The sequence below is a fragment of the Pseudomonas oryzihabitans NBRC 102199 genome (assembly GCF_000730625.1).
Classification (GTDB): Bacteria; Pseudomonadota; Gammaproteobacteria; order Pseudomonadales; family Pseudomonadaceae; genus Chryseomonas; species Chryseomonas oryzihabitans.
The window spans coordinates 24,634-39,981 of sequence record NZ_BBIT01000010.1 but is presented as its reverse complement, the minus strand read 5'-3'; the positions used below and the strand labels follow the sequence as shown (position 1 = coordinate 39,981).

The following is a 15,348-nucleotide window of genomic DNA, read 5'->3' as shown; positions in this document are numbered from 1 at the left end:
GCGGTAGTCGAGCCCGCGTCCCATCAGGGACGCGGGCTTTTTCATGCCTGTGGAAAAGCCCTGTGTCAGGCGGTTTTCCGGATTGTTAAGAATAATTTACATTCGCTATGGATTTGATAATCGTTTGCAAATAGAATCGCGCCGCATTCACATAAGGAGGCGGCCCACCATCATGTCCAAGGAAATGTCCTCGCTGTCCCAGCGCCGTTTGCTGGTTTCTACCTTCAGTGTCGCCGTCGCTTCGCTTTCCCTCGGGGCTCAGGCCCAGGATGCCAAGGAGCCGGTGACCCGATTGGAAAGTCTGACCATCGAAGGTCAGGCGCAGCAGGAAGGCTTCAAGGCCGAGCAGTCCGCCTCGCGCAAGTACACCGCGCCCCTGCTGGATACCCCCCAGACCGTCACCGTGGTGCCGGCGCAGGTCATCCAGGACCAGCAGGCCCTGAGTCTGAGATCGGTGCTGTCCAACGTATCCGGCATCACCTTCAACGCCGGCGAGGGCGGTGGTGGCTCCGGCGACAGCATCAATATCCGCGGCTTCAGCGCCAACTCGAACATCCAGATCGATGGCCTGCGCGACAGCACCCAGACCAACCGTACCGACACCTTCAACCTGGAGTCGGTCGAGGTCATCAAGGGCCCCAACTCGGTGTTCGGTGGCGCCGGCACCACCGGTGGCTCCATCAACCTGATCAGCAAGAAGCCCCAGGAGCGCCAGTTCACCCGCATCGGCGCGGGCCTTGGCACCGACAGCTATCGCCGCCTGACCCTGGACACCAACCAGCCGTTGCAGGGCGTGGGTACCGACAGCGCCTTCCGCCTGAATCTGATGGCGCACGAGAACGACGTGCCCGGCCGCGACCAGATCGATCGCGAGCGCTGGGGCATCGCGCCGTCGCTGGCCCTGGGCCTGTCGGACGACACCCGCCTGACCCTGAGCTACTTCCATCAGACCGACAACAACCAGCCCGACTACGGGGTGCCGGCGCTCAACGGCAAGCGCCTGGGCGGGGTGGATCGCGATGCCTATTTCGGCTTCAAGAACATCGACAAGGAAGACATCAACAACAATGTCTTCACCGTGGAGCTGGAGCACCGCTTCAACGACAACCTGAGTCTGCAGAACCTGACCCGCTACAGCCGCATCGAGCGCGACGTGGTGATCTCGGCGTCCCACGTCAACCTGGGTGGCGTGGCCGCGGGTCGCTATCGCCCGGCCGGTCCCCAGGGCTATGGCCGCGACGTGACCTCGGAGATGTGGATCAACCAGACCAACCTGACCGGCAATGTCGATACCTTCGGCCTGGGTCATTCCTTCGTGCTGGGCGCCGAGTTCTCCCGCGAGGACTACGACCGCGACACCTACAGCTATGGCCTGACCTTCCCGGCCGCCGGCTATTCCCTGGCCGCGCCGCCGGAGCGCTACGACGGCGCGACCGACAAGCAGACCTCGGCCATCGCCAACAACGTGCTGACCGACAAGGCGCTCTATGCCTTCGACACCATTGCCCTCAACGACTACTGGGATCTGAACCTGGGCCTGCGCTACGACTGGTTCGACGGCGACAGCGACACCACCCCGGTCGCCAACGGCGTGCGCGGCGCCAAGACCAAGCTCAGTTCCGATGACGCCAAGTTGAGCGGGCGCGCCGGCCTGGTGTTCAAGCCGGCTCCGAACGGCCGGGTCTACGTGGCCTATGGCACCTCCTTCAACCCCTCGGCGGAAAGCCTGACCTCCACCGGCGCCGGGCTGAGCGCGGCCAACCAGGATCTGGGGCCGGAAAAGAACAAGACCTGGGAGCTGGGCACCAAGTGGGAATTCCTCGACAAGCGCCTGGAGCTGGACGGCGCGCTGTTCCGCGTCGAGAAGAGCAATGCGCGGGAAACCCTGGCCGACGGCAGCACCGCCCTGGCCGGCAAGCAGCGCGTGCAGGGCATCGAGCTGGGCGCCACCGGACGGATCACCCCGCAGTGGAACGTCTACGCCAACTTCACCTTCCTCGACAGCGAGACGCTCAAGGCCGCCGATACCCTGGACGGCCGCAATCGTGAAGGCCAGGCGCTGGCCAATACCCCGCCGCGTTCGCTCAATCTCTGGACCACCTACGAACTGCCGGCCGGCTGGCGGGTGGGCTATGGTGCCCGCTACGTCAGCGAACGCAACGTCACCTCCAGCAACGACGGCGCCAAGCTCGACGACTATTGGCTGCACAACGCCATGGTCGGCTATCGCGTCAATCGCAACGTCGACCTGCAACTCAACGTCAACAACGTCTTCGACAAGGACTATGTGGAGCGGGTGCGTTCGCAACTGGGGGTGAGCACCCGGTCGTCGGCCATCGAATACGGCGATGCCCGTTCCGCCATCCTGACCGCGACCTACAGCTTCTGAGGTCGCCTGCAGCAACCGAAGCCCTGCCTGCGCAGGGCTTTCGGCGTTAGAGGGGAATCACCATGATGATCAGCGTTCCGGGCGTGCTGACGCCTGAGCAGGTAAGGGAATGCCGGGAGCGGCTGGAGGCGGCCGCCTGGGCCGATGGCCGGCACACGGCCGGTTTCCAGTCGGCCATGGCCAAGGACAATCTGCAGCTGCCGGCGGACGAGCCGGCGGCGCGCGCGGTGGGCGAGCTGATCCAGCAGGCGCTGGCACGGCATCCGCTGTTCGTCGCCGCGGCGCTGCCGGCACGGGTGTTTCCGCCGCTGTTCAATCGCTACCAGGGCGGCCAGTCCTTTGGCCTGCACGTGGACAATGCCCTGCGGCCGCTACCGGATGGCAGCGGCTACCTGCGCACCGATCTGTCGGCCACGCTGTTCTTTTGCGAGCCGGACGAATACGACGGCGGCGAGCTGGTGGTGGAAGACACCTATGGCGCCCACAGCGTCAAGCTGGCGGCGGGCGATCTGATCCTCTATCCGGCCAGCAGCCTGCACCGGGTGCTGCCGGTCACCCGCGGTACCCGGCTGTGTTCCTTCTTCTGGATCCAGAGCCTGGTGCGCGACGCCGGCCAGCGCGGCCAGCTGTTCGAACTCGACCAGGGTATCCAGCGGGCGGCGGCCGAGCTGGGGCAGGGCCACGAGGCCTGCCTGCAGCTGACCGGCGTCTATCACAACCTCCTGCGGCTGTGGGCCCAGCCCTGATCCGCGGGGGTCTGTTCCAGCTGCACAGCCTGCTCGGGCTGGTGGCGGGGCTGGTGCTGGTGGTGCTGGGGGTGACAGGGGCGCTCTACAGCTTTCAGCTGGAGTTGCTGGAGCTGCTCAATCCGCCGCCGACCGCCGCGACGCCGGACCGGCGCCCGCTGACACTGCCGGAAGTGCGGCAGCGTCTGCTCGCTCCGGGTCAGGAATTAGGCTTCGTCTCCAGCATGGCGGGGGAGGGCTACGGCCTGCTCGGCCTGGCGCCGGCGAGCGGCCAGGGCCGTGGCGAGGTGCTGCTGTTCGATCGCTACACCGGCGAGGTGCTGAAGGCGCCGCGCGGCCAGGGATTCTTTCGCCTGGTCCTGGACCTGCACCGCTCCCTGGCCCTGGGGCCGGTAGGCAAGGCCCTGACCGGGGCCGCCACCCTGATCCTGCTGGTGCTCTGCCTGTCCGGCCTCTACCTGCGCTGGCCGCGCCAGGCAGGGCGCTGGCGCACCTGGCTGACCCTCGACTGGGCGCGTCGGGGGCGGAGTTTCCACTGGGACCTGCACGCCGTGGCGGGCACCTGGTGCCTGCTGCTCTATCTGCTGGCGGCCATGACCGGTCTGTACTGGTCCTATGACTGGTATCGCCAGGCCAGCGAGCGATTGCTGGGGGCGGCGCCGGAACCCCGGATCAGTGGCGTGGTGGCGCGCCAGGACGTGGATTTGGATGCGCTCTGGCAGAGCTTTCGGCAGGAAACCGGCGGACAGGTCGAGGGCTATGGCCTGCTGCTGCCCAATCCGGCGCGCAAGGTCAGTCAGCCGACCCTCTGGTACCTGCCCGACGAGGCCGAGCATGTCCGTGCCCTCAATCGGATCGTCTTCGATGGTGCGGGACGGGTGCTCGATCACCGCCGCTATAGCGAACAGCCGCTCGGCGCTCGGCTGCTGCTCAGTGTCTATGCGCTGCATTCGGGCGAGTATTTCGGTCTGGCCGGACGGGTGGCCCTGGCGCTCGCCAGCCTGGCCATGCCGCTGTTCGTGGTGACCGGCCTCTGGCTCTATCTGGACCGCCGCCGCAAGCGTCGCCAGGCGCACCAGGCCCGGCGCGGCCTGCTGCCGGCCACGCCGGGCGCCGCCGACTGGCTGATCGGCTATGCCAGCCAGAGCGGCCAGGGCGAGGCACTGGCCTGGCAGGCTGCCGGCCAGTTGCAGGCGGCGGGCCTCAGCGCCGAGGTGATCGCGCTCGGACGACTCTCGGTCGAGCGCCTGCAGCAGGCCACCCAGGCGCTGTTCGTCGTCGCCACCCAAGGCGATGGCGAGGCACCGGACGGCGCCCGTGGCTTCGAACGACGGATGCTGACCCAGAACGCGCTGCCGAATCTGAACTTCGGGGTGCTGGCCCTGGGCGACCGCCGCTATCCGGCCTATTGCGCCTTCGCCCGGCGGCTGGATGCCTGGCTCGCCGGGCAGGGCGCGCGGCCGCTGTTCGCCCCGGTGGAGGTGGACAATGGCGACGCTCGGGCGCTCGCGCTCTGGCAGGGTCGACTCGAGGCCTTGGGCGCCGTGGCCATCGAGCCAACGGTCGAACGGCCACTGCGGGCCTGGCCGCTGCTAGCGGTGCAGCCGCTCAATGCCGGCAGCCCCGGTGGAGCCGTCTTCGAGCTGCAGCTGTTGCCGCCGCCCGAGAGCATTTGGGCACCCGGCGATATCCTCGAAATTGCGCCGCGCCAGGGCGCCGAGCGCGTGGCGGCCTGGTTGTCGCCCCTGGGGCTGGCCGCGGACAGCGTGGTGGTGGGCGACGGCGTCAGCCAGACCCTCGCCGCGGCCCTGGACACCCGCCTGTTGCCGAAAGACCAGGCCGCGCTGGCGGGCCTGGGCGCCCAGGCGCTGCTCGACGCTCTGGTGCCACTCGCCGTGCGCCAGTACTCCATCGCCTCGCTGCCCGACGAAGGTGCGCTGCGATTGCTGGTGCGCCAGCAGCGCAAGGCGGACGGTCGCCTGGGCATCGCCTCCGGCTGGCTGACCTCAGGGCTGAGGCCGGGCGATGCGGTGCAGGCGCGGCTCCGCGCCCATCCGGGCTTCAGACCGCCGCTGGACCCGCGCCCGCTGATCCTGATCGCTGCCGGTACTGGTCTGGCCGGGGTGCGCCCGCTGTTGGCTGCCCGTATCGCCGCCGGGTACCGGCGCAACTGGCTGCTGTTCGGCGAACGCACGGCGGCCCACGACGATTTCTATGGGGCGGAGCTGGATGCCTGGCAGGCGCGGGGTGAACTGGAACGGCTGGACCGGGTGTTCTCGCGGGACGGCGACGGCTATGTGCAGGACCGCCTGCGAGCGCAACGGCAGTTACTGCTGGACTGGCTGGCGGCGGATGCCGTGATCATGGTCTGCGGCAGCCTGCCGGGCCTGGGGCGCAGTGTCCAGGCGACCCTGGCGGCGCTGCTCGGCGAGGCCGAGGTCCAGCGGCTGATCGACGAAGAACGCTACCGTCGCGATCTCTACAAGACCTAGGCCCGGGCGATGCACCAGACGCCGGCACCGATCAGCGCCACGCCGGCCAGCTTGCCGAGGGTGACCGGGTCCTGGCGAAAGCCGGCCCAGCCGAAGTGATCCAGGCTCAGCGACATGGCCAGCTGTCCGGCGATCACCAGCGCCATGAACAGGGTGGCGCCGATGCGCGGACCGGCGAAGGCGGCCATGGCGATAAAGAACATGCCCAGCAGGCCGCCGCACCAGTGCCACCAGTGCAGGTCGCGCAGGACACCCAGGGTAGGGACACCACGCTGCCAGAGGGTCAGGCCCAGCAGGGCGACGAGACCGACCATGAAGGAAATGGACGCCGCGGCGAAGACGCTGCCGAGGTGCCGGGCGAGTTGACCGTTGATGCCGGCCTGCAGCGGCAGGCAGGCACCGGCGATGAAGGGCAGGACGAGCAGCCACCAGACGGGCATCGACAGGACTCCAGGAAAAAGGGGGCGCAGTATGCCCCAGTGGGTGGGCGAAGCGGTCGAACCGGCGACCTCCGGTCGGGCTCCAAGCTCTATCGAATTCCGGAGCGACCGCCATGACGCCACGGGTGGAAAAGCCTCTGCCGATCCGCGAGGAGCCGGGCCTGCAACGCTGGATCTGGCGCTGCGAGCGGCTGGGCTGGGTGCTGCTGGGCCTGTTCGTCGCCCTGGCCCTGGCCGGCCTGTTCGCCAGCGGCGGGCCCTGGGCCACGGCGACCCGGGTCAGCGCGGACGGCCAGCTCCGGGTCGAGTACGAGCGCTTCCAGCGCCGGGGTGCGCCGGCGACCCTGACTCTGGAACTGGCACCCGGCCTCGACCGCATCGGCCTGGATGAACGCCTGGTGGCCGACTGGACGGTGGAAGCCCTCTATCCCCAGCCGCTGCGCATGACCAGCAGCGACGGGGTGCTCTGGCTCGATCTGGCGCCGGGAACGGGGTCGAGTCGACTGCACCTCGCCTTGCGCCCGGACCGCCTGGGCACCGTCGACTGGCGCATTCTGCGACCCGGCCAGCCACCGCTGGCACTCTCCGCCTTCATCTATCCCTAGGGAATTGCCATGGAATCCGTCCTGCGCGCCGCCGCCCTCTACGCCTTTCTGCTGGTGCTGTTTCGCATCACCGGACGGCGGGCGCTGTCGGAGATCACCACCTTCGATTTCGTCCTGCTGCTGGTGATCGGCGAGGCGACCCAGCAGGCGCTGCTGGGGGATGATTTTTCGGTGATCAATGCCTTCGTGGTGATCGCCACCCTGGTGCTGATCGACATCCTGCTGTCGCTGTTCAAGGAACGTTCGCCCCGGGTCGGGCGCTTTCTCGACGGGGTGCCGCTGATCGTGGTGGAGTACGGCAAGCCGCTGACGGAGCGACTGCGCAAGGCCCGCCTCACCGAGGAAGACATCCTCGAGGCGGCGCGGCAGAGTCAGGGGCTGGAACGGCTGGAGCAGATCCGCTTCGCGGTGCTGGAAAAGAACGGCCAGATCTCGGTGATACCCGAGCTGGGAGAAAAGTGAACGGACGTGAAAGCAGGAAGGGCAGGATGAGCCTGCCCTTCGTCATGGCCTGGATCAGGCCGGATTACTGCTGGCCGCCACCGCCGCTGTTCTGACCGCCCTTGCGGCCGGCCTCGGACGCCTTCTCGCGGTCATTGGCGAAGTTGCCGCCACTGTTCTCACCGCCCTTGCGCCCGGCTTCGGCGGCGCGCTCGGGGTCATTGGCGAAGTTGCCGCCGCTGTTCTCGCCGCCCTTGCGGCCGGCTTCGGCGGCGCGCTCCGGATCGTTGGCGAAGTTGCCCCCGCTGTTCTGCCCACCTTTGCTGCCGGCTTCGGCGGCCTTTTCGCGATCGTTGGCGAAGTTGCCGGGATTGGAGTTGTTGGTGCTCATCGTGAATTCCTCTTGATCGTGGGACGAAGGAGCCGGGTCCACCCGGACGTGGCTCCGCTACAAGGAGGGAAGCGCCTAGCGGCTACCACCCTTGCGTCCGGCTTCGGAGGCTTTCTCGCGATCGTTGGCAAAGTTGCCCCCGCTGTTCTGGCCGCCCTTGCGCCCGGCCTCGGCAGCCTTCTCGCGATCATTGGCGAAGTTGCCGGGATTGGAGTTCGAATTCTTGGTGGTCATGGTCGCTCTACCTCTTTTGGGAATGTAGTGCAGAACACATTGCCTGCCCTGGTATTGAGGAGCGGACGCGGCGAGGTTTCCCGGCCAGGGGATGGGTGGTCGCAGGCCATGGGCCACTACCAGGTCTGTATCTAAATTCGGCCGAGGCGCTGTCCAACCTCGCCGCTGGGTTGGACGGAGCAGAGACGCTGTGCGAAGTGAAAAAGCCTGGACGCAGCGGCGCCGCTGCGTCCAATACCTGTGGCTCTTACCTTGTACGACGGGTGGTGGCGGATCTAGAAACCGTCGATGGGAATCTTCAGGTAACGGCGGCCATTGGCCTCGGCGGGCGGCAGGGTGCCGGCGCGGATGTTTACCTGAATCGCCGGCAGGATCAGCGTTGGCATGGACAGGGTGGCATCACGGCGGGTGCGCAGGGCGACGAAGGCATCCTCGTCCACGCCATCGCGGACATGCACGTTGAGGGCGCGCTCTTCACCCACGGTGGTCTCGTGGCGCGCTTCGCGGCCGGCGGGCGGATAGTCGTGGCACAGATAGAGGCGCGTGGCCTCGGGCAGGGTCAGCAGCCGGCGGATCGAACGATAGAGGTCGCGAGCGCTGCCGCCGGGGAAGTCGCAGCGCGCCGAGCCGACATCGGGCATGAACAGGGTGTCGCCGACGAAGACATGCTCCTCTTCCACCTGGTAGGCCATGTCGGCCGGAGTGTGGCCCGGCACGTGCAGGGCGCGGGCGGTCAGGGCGCCGATATGGAAGACCTCGTCGGGCTGGAACAGGTGATCGAACTGGGAGCCGTCGAGGCGGAATTCCGGCTCCAGGTTGAAGACGTCCTTGAAGGCGCCTTGGACCCTGCGGATGCCCTCGCCGATGGCGATGCGCCCGCCCAACTGCCGCCGCAGATAGGGCGCGGCGGAGAGGTGGTCGGCGTGGGCATGGGTCTCCAGCAGCCACTCCACGGTCAGCCCCTGATCGCGCACGAAGCGGGCGACGCGATCCGCCGAAAGGGTGGCGGTGCGGCCCGAATGCGGATCGTAGTCCAGCACCGAGTCGACGATGGCGCAGCGACTGCCGGGGGCTTCGTAGATCACATAGGTGAAGGTGGACGTGGTGGCGTCGAAGAAGGGTTCGATGCGCGGAGTCATGACCGGGCCTCGTCAAGCTGTGGGATGTCCCACCTTACCACGGGGCTCCGCCGCTCCGCGGCGTGCCTCGTCGCCGCAGCGCCCGATTGCCGTGCTAGGCCTAGTACCGCGCCTGCTGCATCTCCTTCAAGCGACTCAGGGTGCGGCGGAAGGGGAATTCCAGAAAGCCGCGGGTGTACAGCTGATCCAGGGGCACGGCGGCCTCCAGGTAGAGCGGGCGGCGGCGGTCGTAGGCTTCGTCGACCAGGGCGATGAAGCGGCGCACGGCGTCGTCCTGGGGCGCCAGGCGGGGCAGTTCGCGGTCGCCGGCCAGGACCCGCGTCGCGCCGTCTTCGGTGCCGCGGGCGATCCGGCCCGCACGGGGATCGCCGGACAGGCAGGGCATGCCGCTCAGCAACAGGGCGGGGAAACGGGTGCAGAGATCCATGTAGTCGGTGGTGGCCCAGGCGCCCTGGCAGAGCACGGCGAAATCCAGCCAGATCGCGCTGGACGCCCGCTGCACCACGGGCAGCGGGCGCTCGCCGAGGATCAGGGGCGCGGTCGTCACGGCTTCTCCCGCGGTGAGGCGGGCAAAGGTCGTGGCGAGGGCGGTGGGATCGTCCACCCAGAAGCGCGGTTCGGCTTGGCCTTGGTGCAGGCGGTGGTCCTGGCCGCCGTCCACCTCCAGCACGTCCAGGTGTGCCTGCAGAGCGGCGATGGCGGGCAGCAGGCGCTCGCGATTGAAGCCGCCGGCATAGAGCTGCCCGGGCGGCTGGTTGGAGGTGACCACCAGCACCAGACCCTGGTCCAGCAGGGCGCGCAGCAGGCCGCCCACCAGGATGGCGTCGCCGATGTCGCTGACGAAGAGTTCGTCGAAGCACAGCACCCGCACCTCGGCGGCCAGCTCCCGGGCCAGCACCTGCAGGGGATCGCGAGTGCCGGCGAGCTGGAACTGACGCTGGTGCACCCAGCGCATGAAGTGGTGGAAGTGCTGGCGGCGGGCGGGCACCGGCAAGCTGGCGTGGAACAGATCCAGCAGCCAGGTCTTGCCACGGCCGACCGGCCCCCAGAGATAGAGACCGCGCGTCGGCCGGCCCGCCAGCAGCGCCGCATGGCAGGCTTCCAGCCGCAGGACAGCGACCTCCTGGGCGGCATCGGGCAGGCGTTCGCCCTGGGCCAGGGCGTGGTGGTAGGCGGCGAGGGGGGAGGGTGCGGTGGTCATGGTCGCCACTCTAGCCTCCGTGTTGACGCCAGACCATGCCCCGGCGGAATGACGTGAGTCCTTTATAGCGTTTGAAGGCAAGCGGCCGCGGTTCGATAGTGCGAGACGATCCCTGCCGGACGCTTCCGGCACCTCTTTTCGTCCTGCCTGGAGCCCTGTCATGGCCGCCGATTCGACCCTGCACCTCGCCCACTGCCTCGCCTCCGTGGGCGTCTCCGAGATCCTCAAGATCACCGAGCGCGCCAATGCCCTGCGCCGCCAGGGCGCCGATCTGCTGGTGCTGGGTGCGGGCGAGCCGGACTTCGATACCCCGGAGCACATCAAGGAAGCGGCGATCCAGGCCATTCGCGCCGGCCAGACCAAGTACACGGTGCTCGACGGCAGCCCGGCGCTCAAGGAGGCCATCCGCCGCAAGTTCGCTCGGGAGAACGACCTGGTGTTCGCCCAGGACGAGGTGACCGCCTCGGCCGGGGCCAAGCAGGTGATCTTCAACGCCATGATGGCGACCCTGGACCCGGGCGACGAGGTGATCATCCCCGCGCCCTTCTGGGTGACCTATGCCGACATCGTCACCATCCTCGGCGGCACGCCAGTGGTGCTGCCGTGCCGTGAGGAGGATGGCTTCCGCCTGACCGCCGAGGCCCTGGATGCGGCCATCACCCCGAGCACCCGCTGGGTGATGCTCAACTCGCCCTCCAACCCCTCCGGGGCGGCCTATGGCGAGGAACACTATCGCCCGCTGCTGGAGGTGCTGCTGCGCCATCCGCAGGTCTGGCTGATGGTCGACGACATGTACGAGCACATCCTCTACGACGGCTTTCGCTTCGTCACTCCGGCGGCCCTGGAGCCACGGCTGCGCGAGCGGACCCTGACCATCAACGGCGTCTCCAAGGCCTATGCCATGACCGGCTGGCGCCTGGGCTATGCCGGCGGACCCAAGGCGCTGATCCAGGCCATGGCCAGTGTGCAGAGCCAGGTGACCTCCTGCCCCTGCTCGGTCAGCCAGGCCGCGGCCATCGCCGCCCTGGATGGGCCGCAGGACATCGTGCGCGAGCGCTGCGAGCTGTTTCGCCAGCGGCGGGATCTGGTGGTGGACGCGCTGAACGCGGTGCCGGGCCTGTCGGCGCGGCGGCCCGAGGGGGCCTTCTATGTCTATGCCAGTTGCGCGGGGGTTTTGGGTCGGCGAACGCCGGGCGGGGAGCTGATCGACAGCGATACGGCCTTTGCCCGCTACCTCATGGACGAGGGCGGGGTGGCGGTGGTGCCAGGCTCGGCCTTTGGCCTGGCGCCTTACTTCCGGGTTTCCTACGCCACCTCGCGCGAGGTGCTGGAGGAAGCCTGCCGCCGGATCGCCGAAGCGACCCGGCGGCTGCTGGCCTGATCAGCCGGCCGGCGGTGCCGGGGGCGCCGGCGGTTGAGCGCCCGGGGCGACCGGCTGGACGCCGGGGGGCGGGGGCGGCGGCAGACGACCGGGACCGCGGGGTGCCGGCGGGGTATCCAGGGTCTGCAGCGAGTTGGCATCGGCGCCGAGGGCGCTGACCCGGAAGGCACGGCCCTGGGCATTGACCACCAGCTCGCCGCGGACGGCTACGGTCTGGCCGGGTTTGAGCAGCGCTTGCAGGCGCAGGGCTTCATGGGGCGGCAGGCGCAGGGCGGTACCGTCCTGCAGCAGGGCGCCGTTCACGTCGCCACGGGGACCGTGCAGCAGCTGGACGATCTGGCCCTGGAGGCTGTCGCCATCGCGCTCGGTGCCCGGTGCCGGGGGTGCCGGCGGACGGCGACCGCCCACGCGATCGGGGCCTTCGTCGGTGACCGTCTTGCCGGTCTGGACGTTGGTCAGGGACACCGCCTGGACCAGCGGCAGGCTGGCGGCGCGCAGACCGGCGACGTTGATGCTGTCACCCGGCTTGAAGGTGGCGGCCAGTTGCTCGGACAGGTGCGGCGGGGTGTTGACCTCGGTGCCGTCGGCCAGGATCAGGCCGTCGATATCGCCGCGGGGATTGAGCAGGAACTGCTTGAGCTGGCCCTGCTGGGTAGGGATCTGGGCGCTGGCCGCGGTGGTGGAGGCGGCGCTGCCAGCGGGTGCGGTTTGTGCCAGGACGAGGCCGCTGACGGACAGCAGGGCGAAGGTCCCGATCACGAGGGTTTGGGTCTTGGTAGGCATGGATGACTCCTGCGGTGGTTGACGATCAGGATATTGCAGGGCCTGTGCCAGCTTTTATTTTCTATATAAATCAATACCTTGCGATTTATTGAGACCGTCCGAGCCCGGCATTGCGTCCGGCTGGCGGACAGGCCTGTCGGCAAAGCGGACAGCCTAAGAGCCTGTCCAAAGTCTGCTGCGCGTCGGCCAAACGGCGTTGAAAATGGCTTCGGAATGCTCATTTACCACTCGTAAACTCCGCTTCCTCAGTCATTTTCGCCTTGTTTGTCTCTAGCTCGCGAGACTTTGAATAGGCTCTAAGCGGGACTGTCGTCTGCGCCGACACCCAGGCCCAGCCGACTCAGCTTGGTGTAGAGCAGCTGGCGATGGATGCCCAGGCGGCGGGCCGCTTCGGCGCGATTGCCGCCGCTGCGCTGCAGGGCGCGCTCGATCAGCAGGCGTTCCAGGCGCGCGGTGGCTTCGGCCAGGGTCTCCTCCGGCCAGCTGGCGTCGATGGCGACCGCATCCGGGGGCTCGCCCTGCAGAAAGGCCAGGTCGGCGGCGACGATGCGTTCGCCCTGGGCCAGGGTCGCGGCGCGCTGGATGGCGTTGCGCAATTCGCGCACGTTGCCCGGCCAGGGGTGGCGCAAGAGCAGGGCGGCGGCATCGTCCGCCAGGACGCGGCCGCTGGGGGCGAGGAAGTGTTCGGCCAGCGGCAGGATGTCGGCCCGCCGCTCGCGCAGCGCCGGCAGGTGGATGGGTACCACGTGCAGGCGATAGAAGAGGTCCTCGCGGAAGTCGCCGCTGGCGACCCGCTGGGCCAGGTCGCGGTGGGTGGCGGCCACCAGGCGCACGTCCAGGCGCACCGGCGCGCCACCCACCGGCGTCACCTCGCGTTCCTGCAGGGCGCGCAGGATCTTGGCCTGCATCGGCAGCGGCATGTCGCCGATCTCGTCGAGAAAGAGGGTGCCGCCCTGGGCTTCGCGAAAGGCACCGAGGCGATTGGCGGTGGCCCCGCTGAAGGCGCCGCGCACATGGCCGAAGAGTTCGCTTTCCAGCAGATCCGGCGGGATGGCCGCGCAATTGACCGCCACGAAGGGCGCCCCGCGTCTCTTGCCATGCTCGTGGATGGCCCGGGCCACCAGTTCCTTGCCGGTGCCGGTCTCGCCGGTCACCAGCACCGTGGCCTCGCTGTCCACCAGGCGGCCGATGGTCTTCTGCACCTGGCGCAGGGCGTCGCTGCCGCCCACCAGGGTATGGCCCTCGACCGCGGCCGGTGGCGCACTGGCCGGACGGCGCTGGGCGGTCATGCCGGCCAGTACCCGGATCAGCTCGTCACGGCCGATGGGCTTGGTGAGGTGGTCGAAGGCGCCCAGGCGCATGGCCTCGATGGTGTTGCCGGCGCTGGCGAAGGCGGTCAGCACCGTGACCGCCGGTGGTTCGGGGAGGGCGCGGATGCGCGCCAGCACCTCCAGGCCATCCAGCCCGGGCATGCGCAGGTCGAGCAGCACGGCGTCCACCGCCTCCTGCGTCAGGAGCTGCAAGCCCGCTTCGCCCCCGTCGGCCTGCAGCACCCGGTAGCCCTGGTCCGCGGCGGTTTCCGCCAGGGCGTCGCGCAGACCGGCGTCGTCATCGATGATCAGCAGGGTTGGCATGGCAGGAGGATCTCGAAGCGCGTGGGAAGGGAGGGATCGATCAGTCGCGCCTCGCCGCCGTGGGCGCGGGCGGTCTCGCGGACCAGGGCCAGGCCCAGGCCGGTGCCCTCCGGGCGACCGGTGACGAAGGGCTCGAAGAGCTGGGCGCGCAACTCGGCGGGTGGCCCCTGGCCTTCGTCTTCCACCGCCAGCACCAGCCAGTCGCCGCGCCGGCTGGCGTCGAGACGGATTTCGCTGTCTGCCGGGGCGGCCTGGAGGGCGTTGAGCAGCAGGTTGTCCAGGGCGCGGGCCAGGGCGTCGCGATCGAACCAGCCCTCTTCGACGGCCACCCGGGCGGTCAGGCGGATGCCGCGCTGGGCGGCCTGGTCTTCGTGACCGGCCAGCACCTCGCGGCAAAAGGCCGGCAGCGCGATGACAGTGGGTTGCAGGTGCAGCGGCTGGGTGAGGTCGAGCAGGCGGCGCAGCAGGCGGTCCAGCCGGGTGACCTGGGTGAGGATGGCGTCCAGCGCCTTCTGCTGCCGGCCGCTGTCGCCGGCCAGGGCGTTCTCGGCCTTGAGGCGCATGGCGGCCAGAGGGTTGCGGATCTCGTGGGCGACCCCGGCGGCCACCCGACCGAGGGCGGCCAGCCGTTCACTGGCGTGGACCTGGGTGGTCAATCGCTGGGCCTCGTCCCGGGCCTGGGTCAGGCGCTGCCCGGCCTGGTTGAGCGCCGCCAGCACCCGGTCCAGCTCGCGCTCGCCAGTCAGGGCGAGGGTGGGCAGGTCATGGCTGGCATTGGCGCCCAGATCGCGCTCGACCCGCGCGACATGGCGCGACCACTGCCAGGTGAGTCGGCCGAGCAGCAGGGTGGCGGCGAGCATGGCCAGCAGCAGCAGGCCCAGGCCCAGTTTCAGCTGGCGCTGCCCGCTGCCCTCGGCGAAGGTCAGGCGGGTCAGGGTCCAGGCGGCGAGATCGGCAATGGGCCCGGACAGCGGGCAGGCGGCCACCAGCACCGTGGCGCCGTCCGCGCTGAAGCTGTCGCTCAGGCTGCGTGCCTCGGCCAGGGTCGCGGCGGAGAGATCGGCCAGGTGCTGGCGTTCGGCGGCGGTCAGGGGGAAGGGACTGGCATCGGCCAGCAGTCCCGCCTGTTCCTGCCAGAGGCCGCCGGCCATGCCGCGATAGCGCAGCAGGGCGACACTGGCCACGCCCCCGAGACTGCGCTGCAGCGACGGGTCGGCGAGGCCCGCGGTAGGGCCGGACCAGCCATTGCTGTAGAAGCGATAGCTGCTGGCGATGGCCTGGCAGGCCTGCTCGGCTTCCACCGTGGCCTGGCCGAGCTGGGCGCTTTCCGACTGGCGCAAGAGCAGGATCATCAGCCAGCCGACCCCGACGGCCATGCCGCCGAGCATCAGCAGCAGGGCAATCAGACGACTGCGCAGCGATCCGAACATGGGCTTTCTCTTCCAGGCCTTGGCCTGGATAGAGTGCCACAC

13 protein-coding genes and 1 pseudogene are annotated in these 15,348 nt (G+C 68.9%); 6 read left to right on the top strand and 8 right to left on the bottom strand.

The features are described 5' to 3' along the window. Nucleotides 1-172 precede the first annotated feature (172 nt). The 3 genes from POR01S_RS12860 (at nucleotide 173) to POR01S_RS12850 (ending at nucleotide 5,627) form a co-directional block, all read left to right on the top strand. The gene (locus POR01S_RS12860) at nucleotides 173-2,389 is read left to right on the top strand and encodes a TonB-dependent receptor (protein WP_027597178.1); all 2,217 of its coding nucleotides are present in this window, start codon (nucleotides 173-175) and stop codon (nucleotides 2,387-2,389) included. Nucleotides 2,390-2,451: 62 nt separating this feature from the next. After that, nucleotides 2,452-3,135, top strand: coding sequence for a Fe2+-dependent dioxygenase (locus tag POR01S_RS12855; protein ID WP_027597177.1), 684 nt, complete (start codon nucleotides 2,452-2,454; stop codon nucleotides 3,133-3,135). Then, complete coding sequence (locus tag POR01S_RS12850; RefSeq protein ID WP_052382664.1) at nucleotides 3,135-5,627, top strand: PepSY domain-containing protein; 2,493 nt, start codon at nucleotides 3,135-3,137, stop codon at nucleotides 5,625-5,627. Before POR01S_RS12855 ends, POR01S_RS12850 begins: the two co-directional genes overlap by 1 nt. Here the strand turns inward: POR01S_RS12850 and POR01S_RS12845 are convergent. Beyond that, entirely contained in the window at nucleotides 5,624-6,073 is a 450-nt protein-coding gene (locus tag POR01S_RS12845) for a DMT family transporter (RefSeq protein ID WP_255211831.1), read from the bottom strand. The genes POR01S_RS12850 and POR01S_RS12845 overlap by 4 nt on opposite strands. Nucleotides 6,074-6,180: 107 nt before the next feature. On the opposite strand from POR01S_RS12845, the gene POR01S_RS12840 reads away from it, so the two are divergent. Both POR01S_RS12840 and POR01S_RS12835 read left to right on the top strand, forming a co-directional pair. Further along, entirely contained in the window at nucleotides 6,181-6,672 is a 492-nt protein-coding gene (locus POR01S_RS12840; protein WP_042136254.1) for a hypothetical protein, read from the top strand. Nucleotides 6,673-6,681: 9 nt separating this feature from the next. Next, entirely contained in the window at nucleotides 6,682-7,134 is a 453-nt protein-coding gene (locus POR01S_RS12835; RefSeq protein ID WP_042136252.1) for a DUF421 domain-containing protein, read from the top strand. A gap of 64 nt (nucleotides 7,135-7,198) precedes the next feature. Here POR01S_RS12835 and POR01S_RS12830 read toward each other — a convergent pair whose 3' ends face one another. From POR01S_RS12830 to zapE, 4 genes and pseudogenes are all read right to left on the bottom strand, one after another. Continuing rightward, nucleotides 7,199-7,504 carry a con-10 family general stress protein gene (locus POR01S_RS12830; RefSeq protein WP_027597172.1) on the bottom strand — a complete coding sequence of 102 codons (306 nt, stop codon included), beginning with the start codon at nucleotides 7,502-7,504 and terminating at the stop codon, nucleotides 7,199-7,201. A gap of 75 nt (nucleotides 7,505-7,579) precedes the next feature. Continuing rightward, nucleotides 7,580-7,711 (bottom strand): annotated as a pseudogene (locus POR01S_RS12825) (con-10 family general stress protein); the annotation flags it as partial. Between the two features lie 302 nt (nucleotides 7,712-8,013). Continuing rightward, a complete protein-coding gene (locus POR01S_RS12820) occupies nucleotides 8,014-8,877 on the bottom strand; it encodes an MBL fold metallo-hydrolase (protein WP_027602500.1) in 864 nt (287 codons plus the stop codon). Nucleotides 8,878-8,977: 100 nt separating this feature from the next. Continuing rightward, on the bottom strand, nucleotides 8,978-10,078 hold the full coding sequence (zapE, locus tag POR01S_RS12815) for a cell division protein ZapE (RefSeq protein WP_042136249.1): 1,101 nt from the start codon (nucleotides 10,076-10,078) through the stop codon (nucleotides 8,978-8,980). A gap of 160 nt (nucleotides 10,079-10,238) precedes the next feature. Here zapE and POR01S_RS12810 point away from each other — a divergent pair, with 160 nt between their 5' ends. Further along, nucleotides 10,239-11,459 (top strand): pyridoxal phosphate-dependent aminotransferase, encoded by a 1,221-nt coding sequence (locus POR01S_RS12810; protein ID WP_042136246.1) that lies wholly within the window; start codon nucleotides 10,239-10,241, stop codon nucleotides 11,457-11,459. On the opposite strand, the gene POR01S_RS12805 is transcribed toward POR01S_RS12810, so the two are convergent. The 3 genes from POR01S_RS12805 to POR01S_RS12795 all read right to left on the bottom strand — a co-directional run bounded on the left by POR01S_RS12805 (nucleotide 11,460) and on the right by POR01S_RS12795 (nucleotide 15,306). Then, nucleotides 11,460-12,242: a hypothetical protein gene (locus POR01S_RS12805; protein ID WP_042136243.1), complete on the bottom strand. Its 783-nt coding sequence runs from the start codon at nucleotides 12,240-12,242 to the stop codon at nucleotides 11,460-11,462. It lies immediately after the preceding gene. Nucleotides 12,243-12,538: 296 nt separating this feature from the next. Next, nucleotides 12,539-13,876 carry a sigma-54-dependent transcriptional regulator gene (locus POR01S_RS12800; RefSeq protein WP_027597166.1) on the bottom strand — a complete coding sequence of 446 codons (1,338 nt, stop codon included), beginning with the start codon at nucleotides 13,874-13,876 and terminating at the stop codon, nucleotides 12,539-12,541. Then, entirely contained in the window at nucleotides 13,861-15,306 is a 1,446-nt protein-coding gene (locus POR01S_RS12795; protein WP_042136241.1) for a sensor histidine kinase, read from the bottom strand. The genes POR01S_RS12800 and POR01S_RS12795 overlap by 16 nt, the downstream gene beginning before the upstream one ends. Between the last annotated feature and the right edge of the window lie 42 nt (nucleotides 15,307-15,348).

Excerpts from the sequence above, each read along its gene's own strand:
- POR01S_RS12860 (WP_027597178.1), top strand. The coding sequence starts at position 173 with ATGTCCAAGGAAATGTCCTCGCTGTCCCAGCGCCGTTTGCTGGTTTCT.
- POR01S_RS12855 (WP_027597177.1), top strand. The coding sequence starts at position 2,452 with ATGATGATCAGCGTTCCGGGCGTGCTGACGCCTGAGCAGGTAAGGGAA.
- POR01S_RS12840 (WP_042136254.1), top strand. The coding sequence starts at position 6,181 with ATGACGCCACGGGTGGAAAAGCCTCTGCCGATCCGCGAGGAGCCGGGC.
- POR01S_RS12835 (WP_042136252.1), top strand. The coding sequence starts at position 6,682 with ATGGAATCCGTCCTGCGCGCCGCCGCCCTCTACGCCTTTCTGCTGGTG.
- POR01S_RS12830 (WP_027597172.1), bottom strand. The coding sequence starts at position 7,504 with ATGAGCACCAACAACTCCAATCCCGGCAACTTCGCCAACGATCGCGAA.
- POR01S_RS12820 (WP_027602500.1), bottom strand. The coding sequence starts at position 8,877 with ATGACTCCGCGCATCGAACCCTTCTTCGACGCCACCACGTCCACCTTC.
- zapE (WP_042136249.1), bottom strand. The coding sequence starts at position 10,078 with ATGACCACCGCACCCTCCCCCCTCGCCGCCTACCACCACGCCCTGGCC.
- POR01S_RS12810 (WP_042136246.1), top strand. The coding sequence starts at position 10,239 with ATGGCCGCCGATTCGACCCTGCACCTCGCCCACTGCCTCGCCTCCGTG.
- POR01S_RS12805 (WP_042136243.1), bottom strand. The coding sequence starts at position 12,242 with ATGCCTACCAAGACCCAAACCCTCGTGATCGGGACCTTCGCCCTGCTG.
- POR01S_RS12800 (WP_027597166.1), bottom strand. The coding sequence starts at position 13,876 with ATGCCAACCCTGCTGATCATCGATGACGACGCCGGTCTGCGCGACGCC.
- POR01S_RS12795 (WP_042136241.1), bottom strand. The coding sequence starts at position 15,306 with ATGTTCGGATCGCTGCGCAGTCGTCTGATTGCCCTGCTGCTGATGCTC.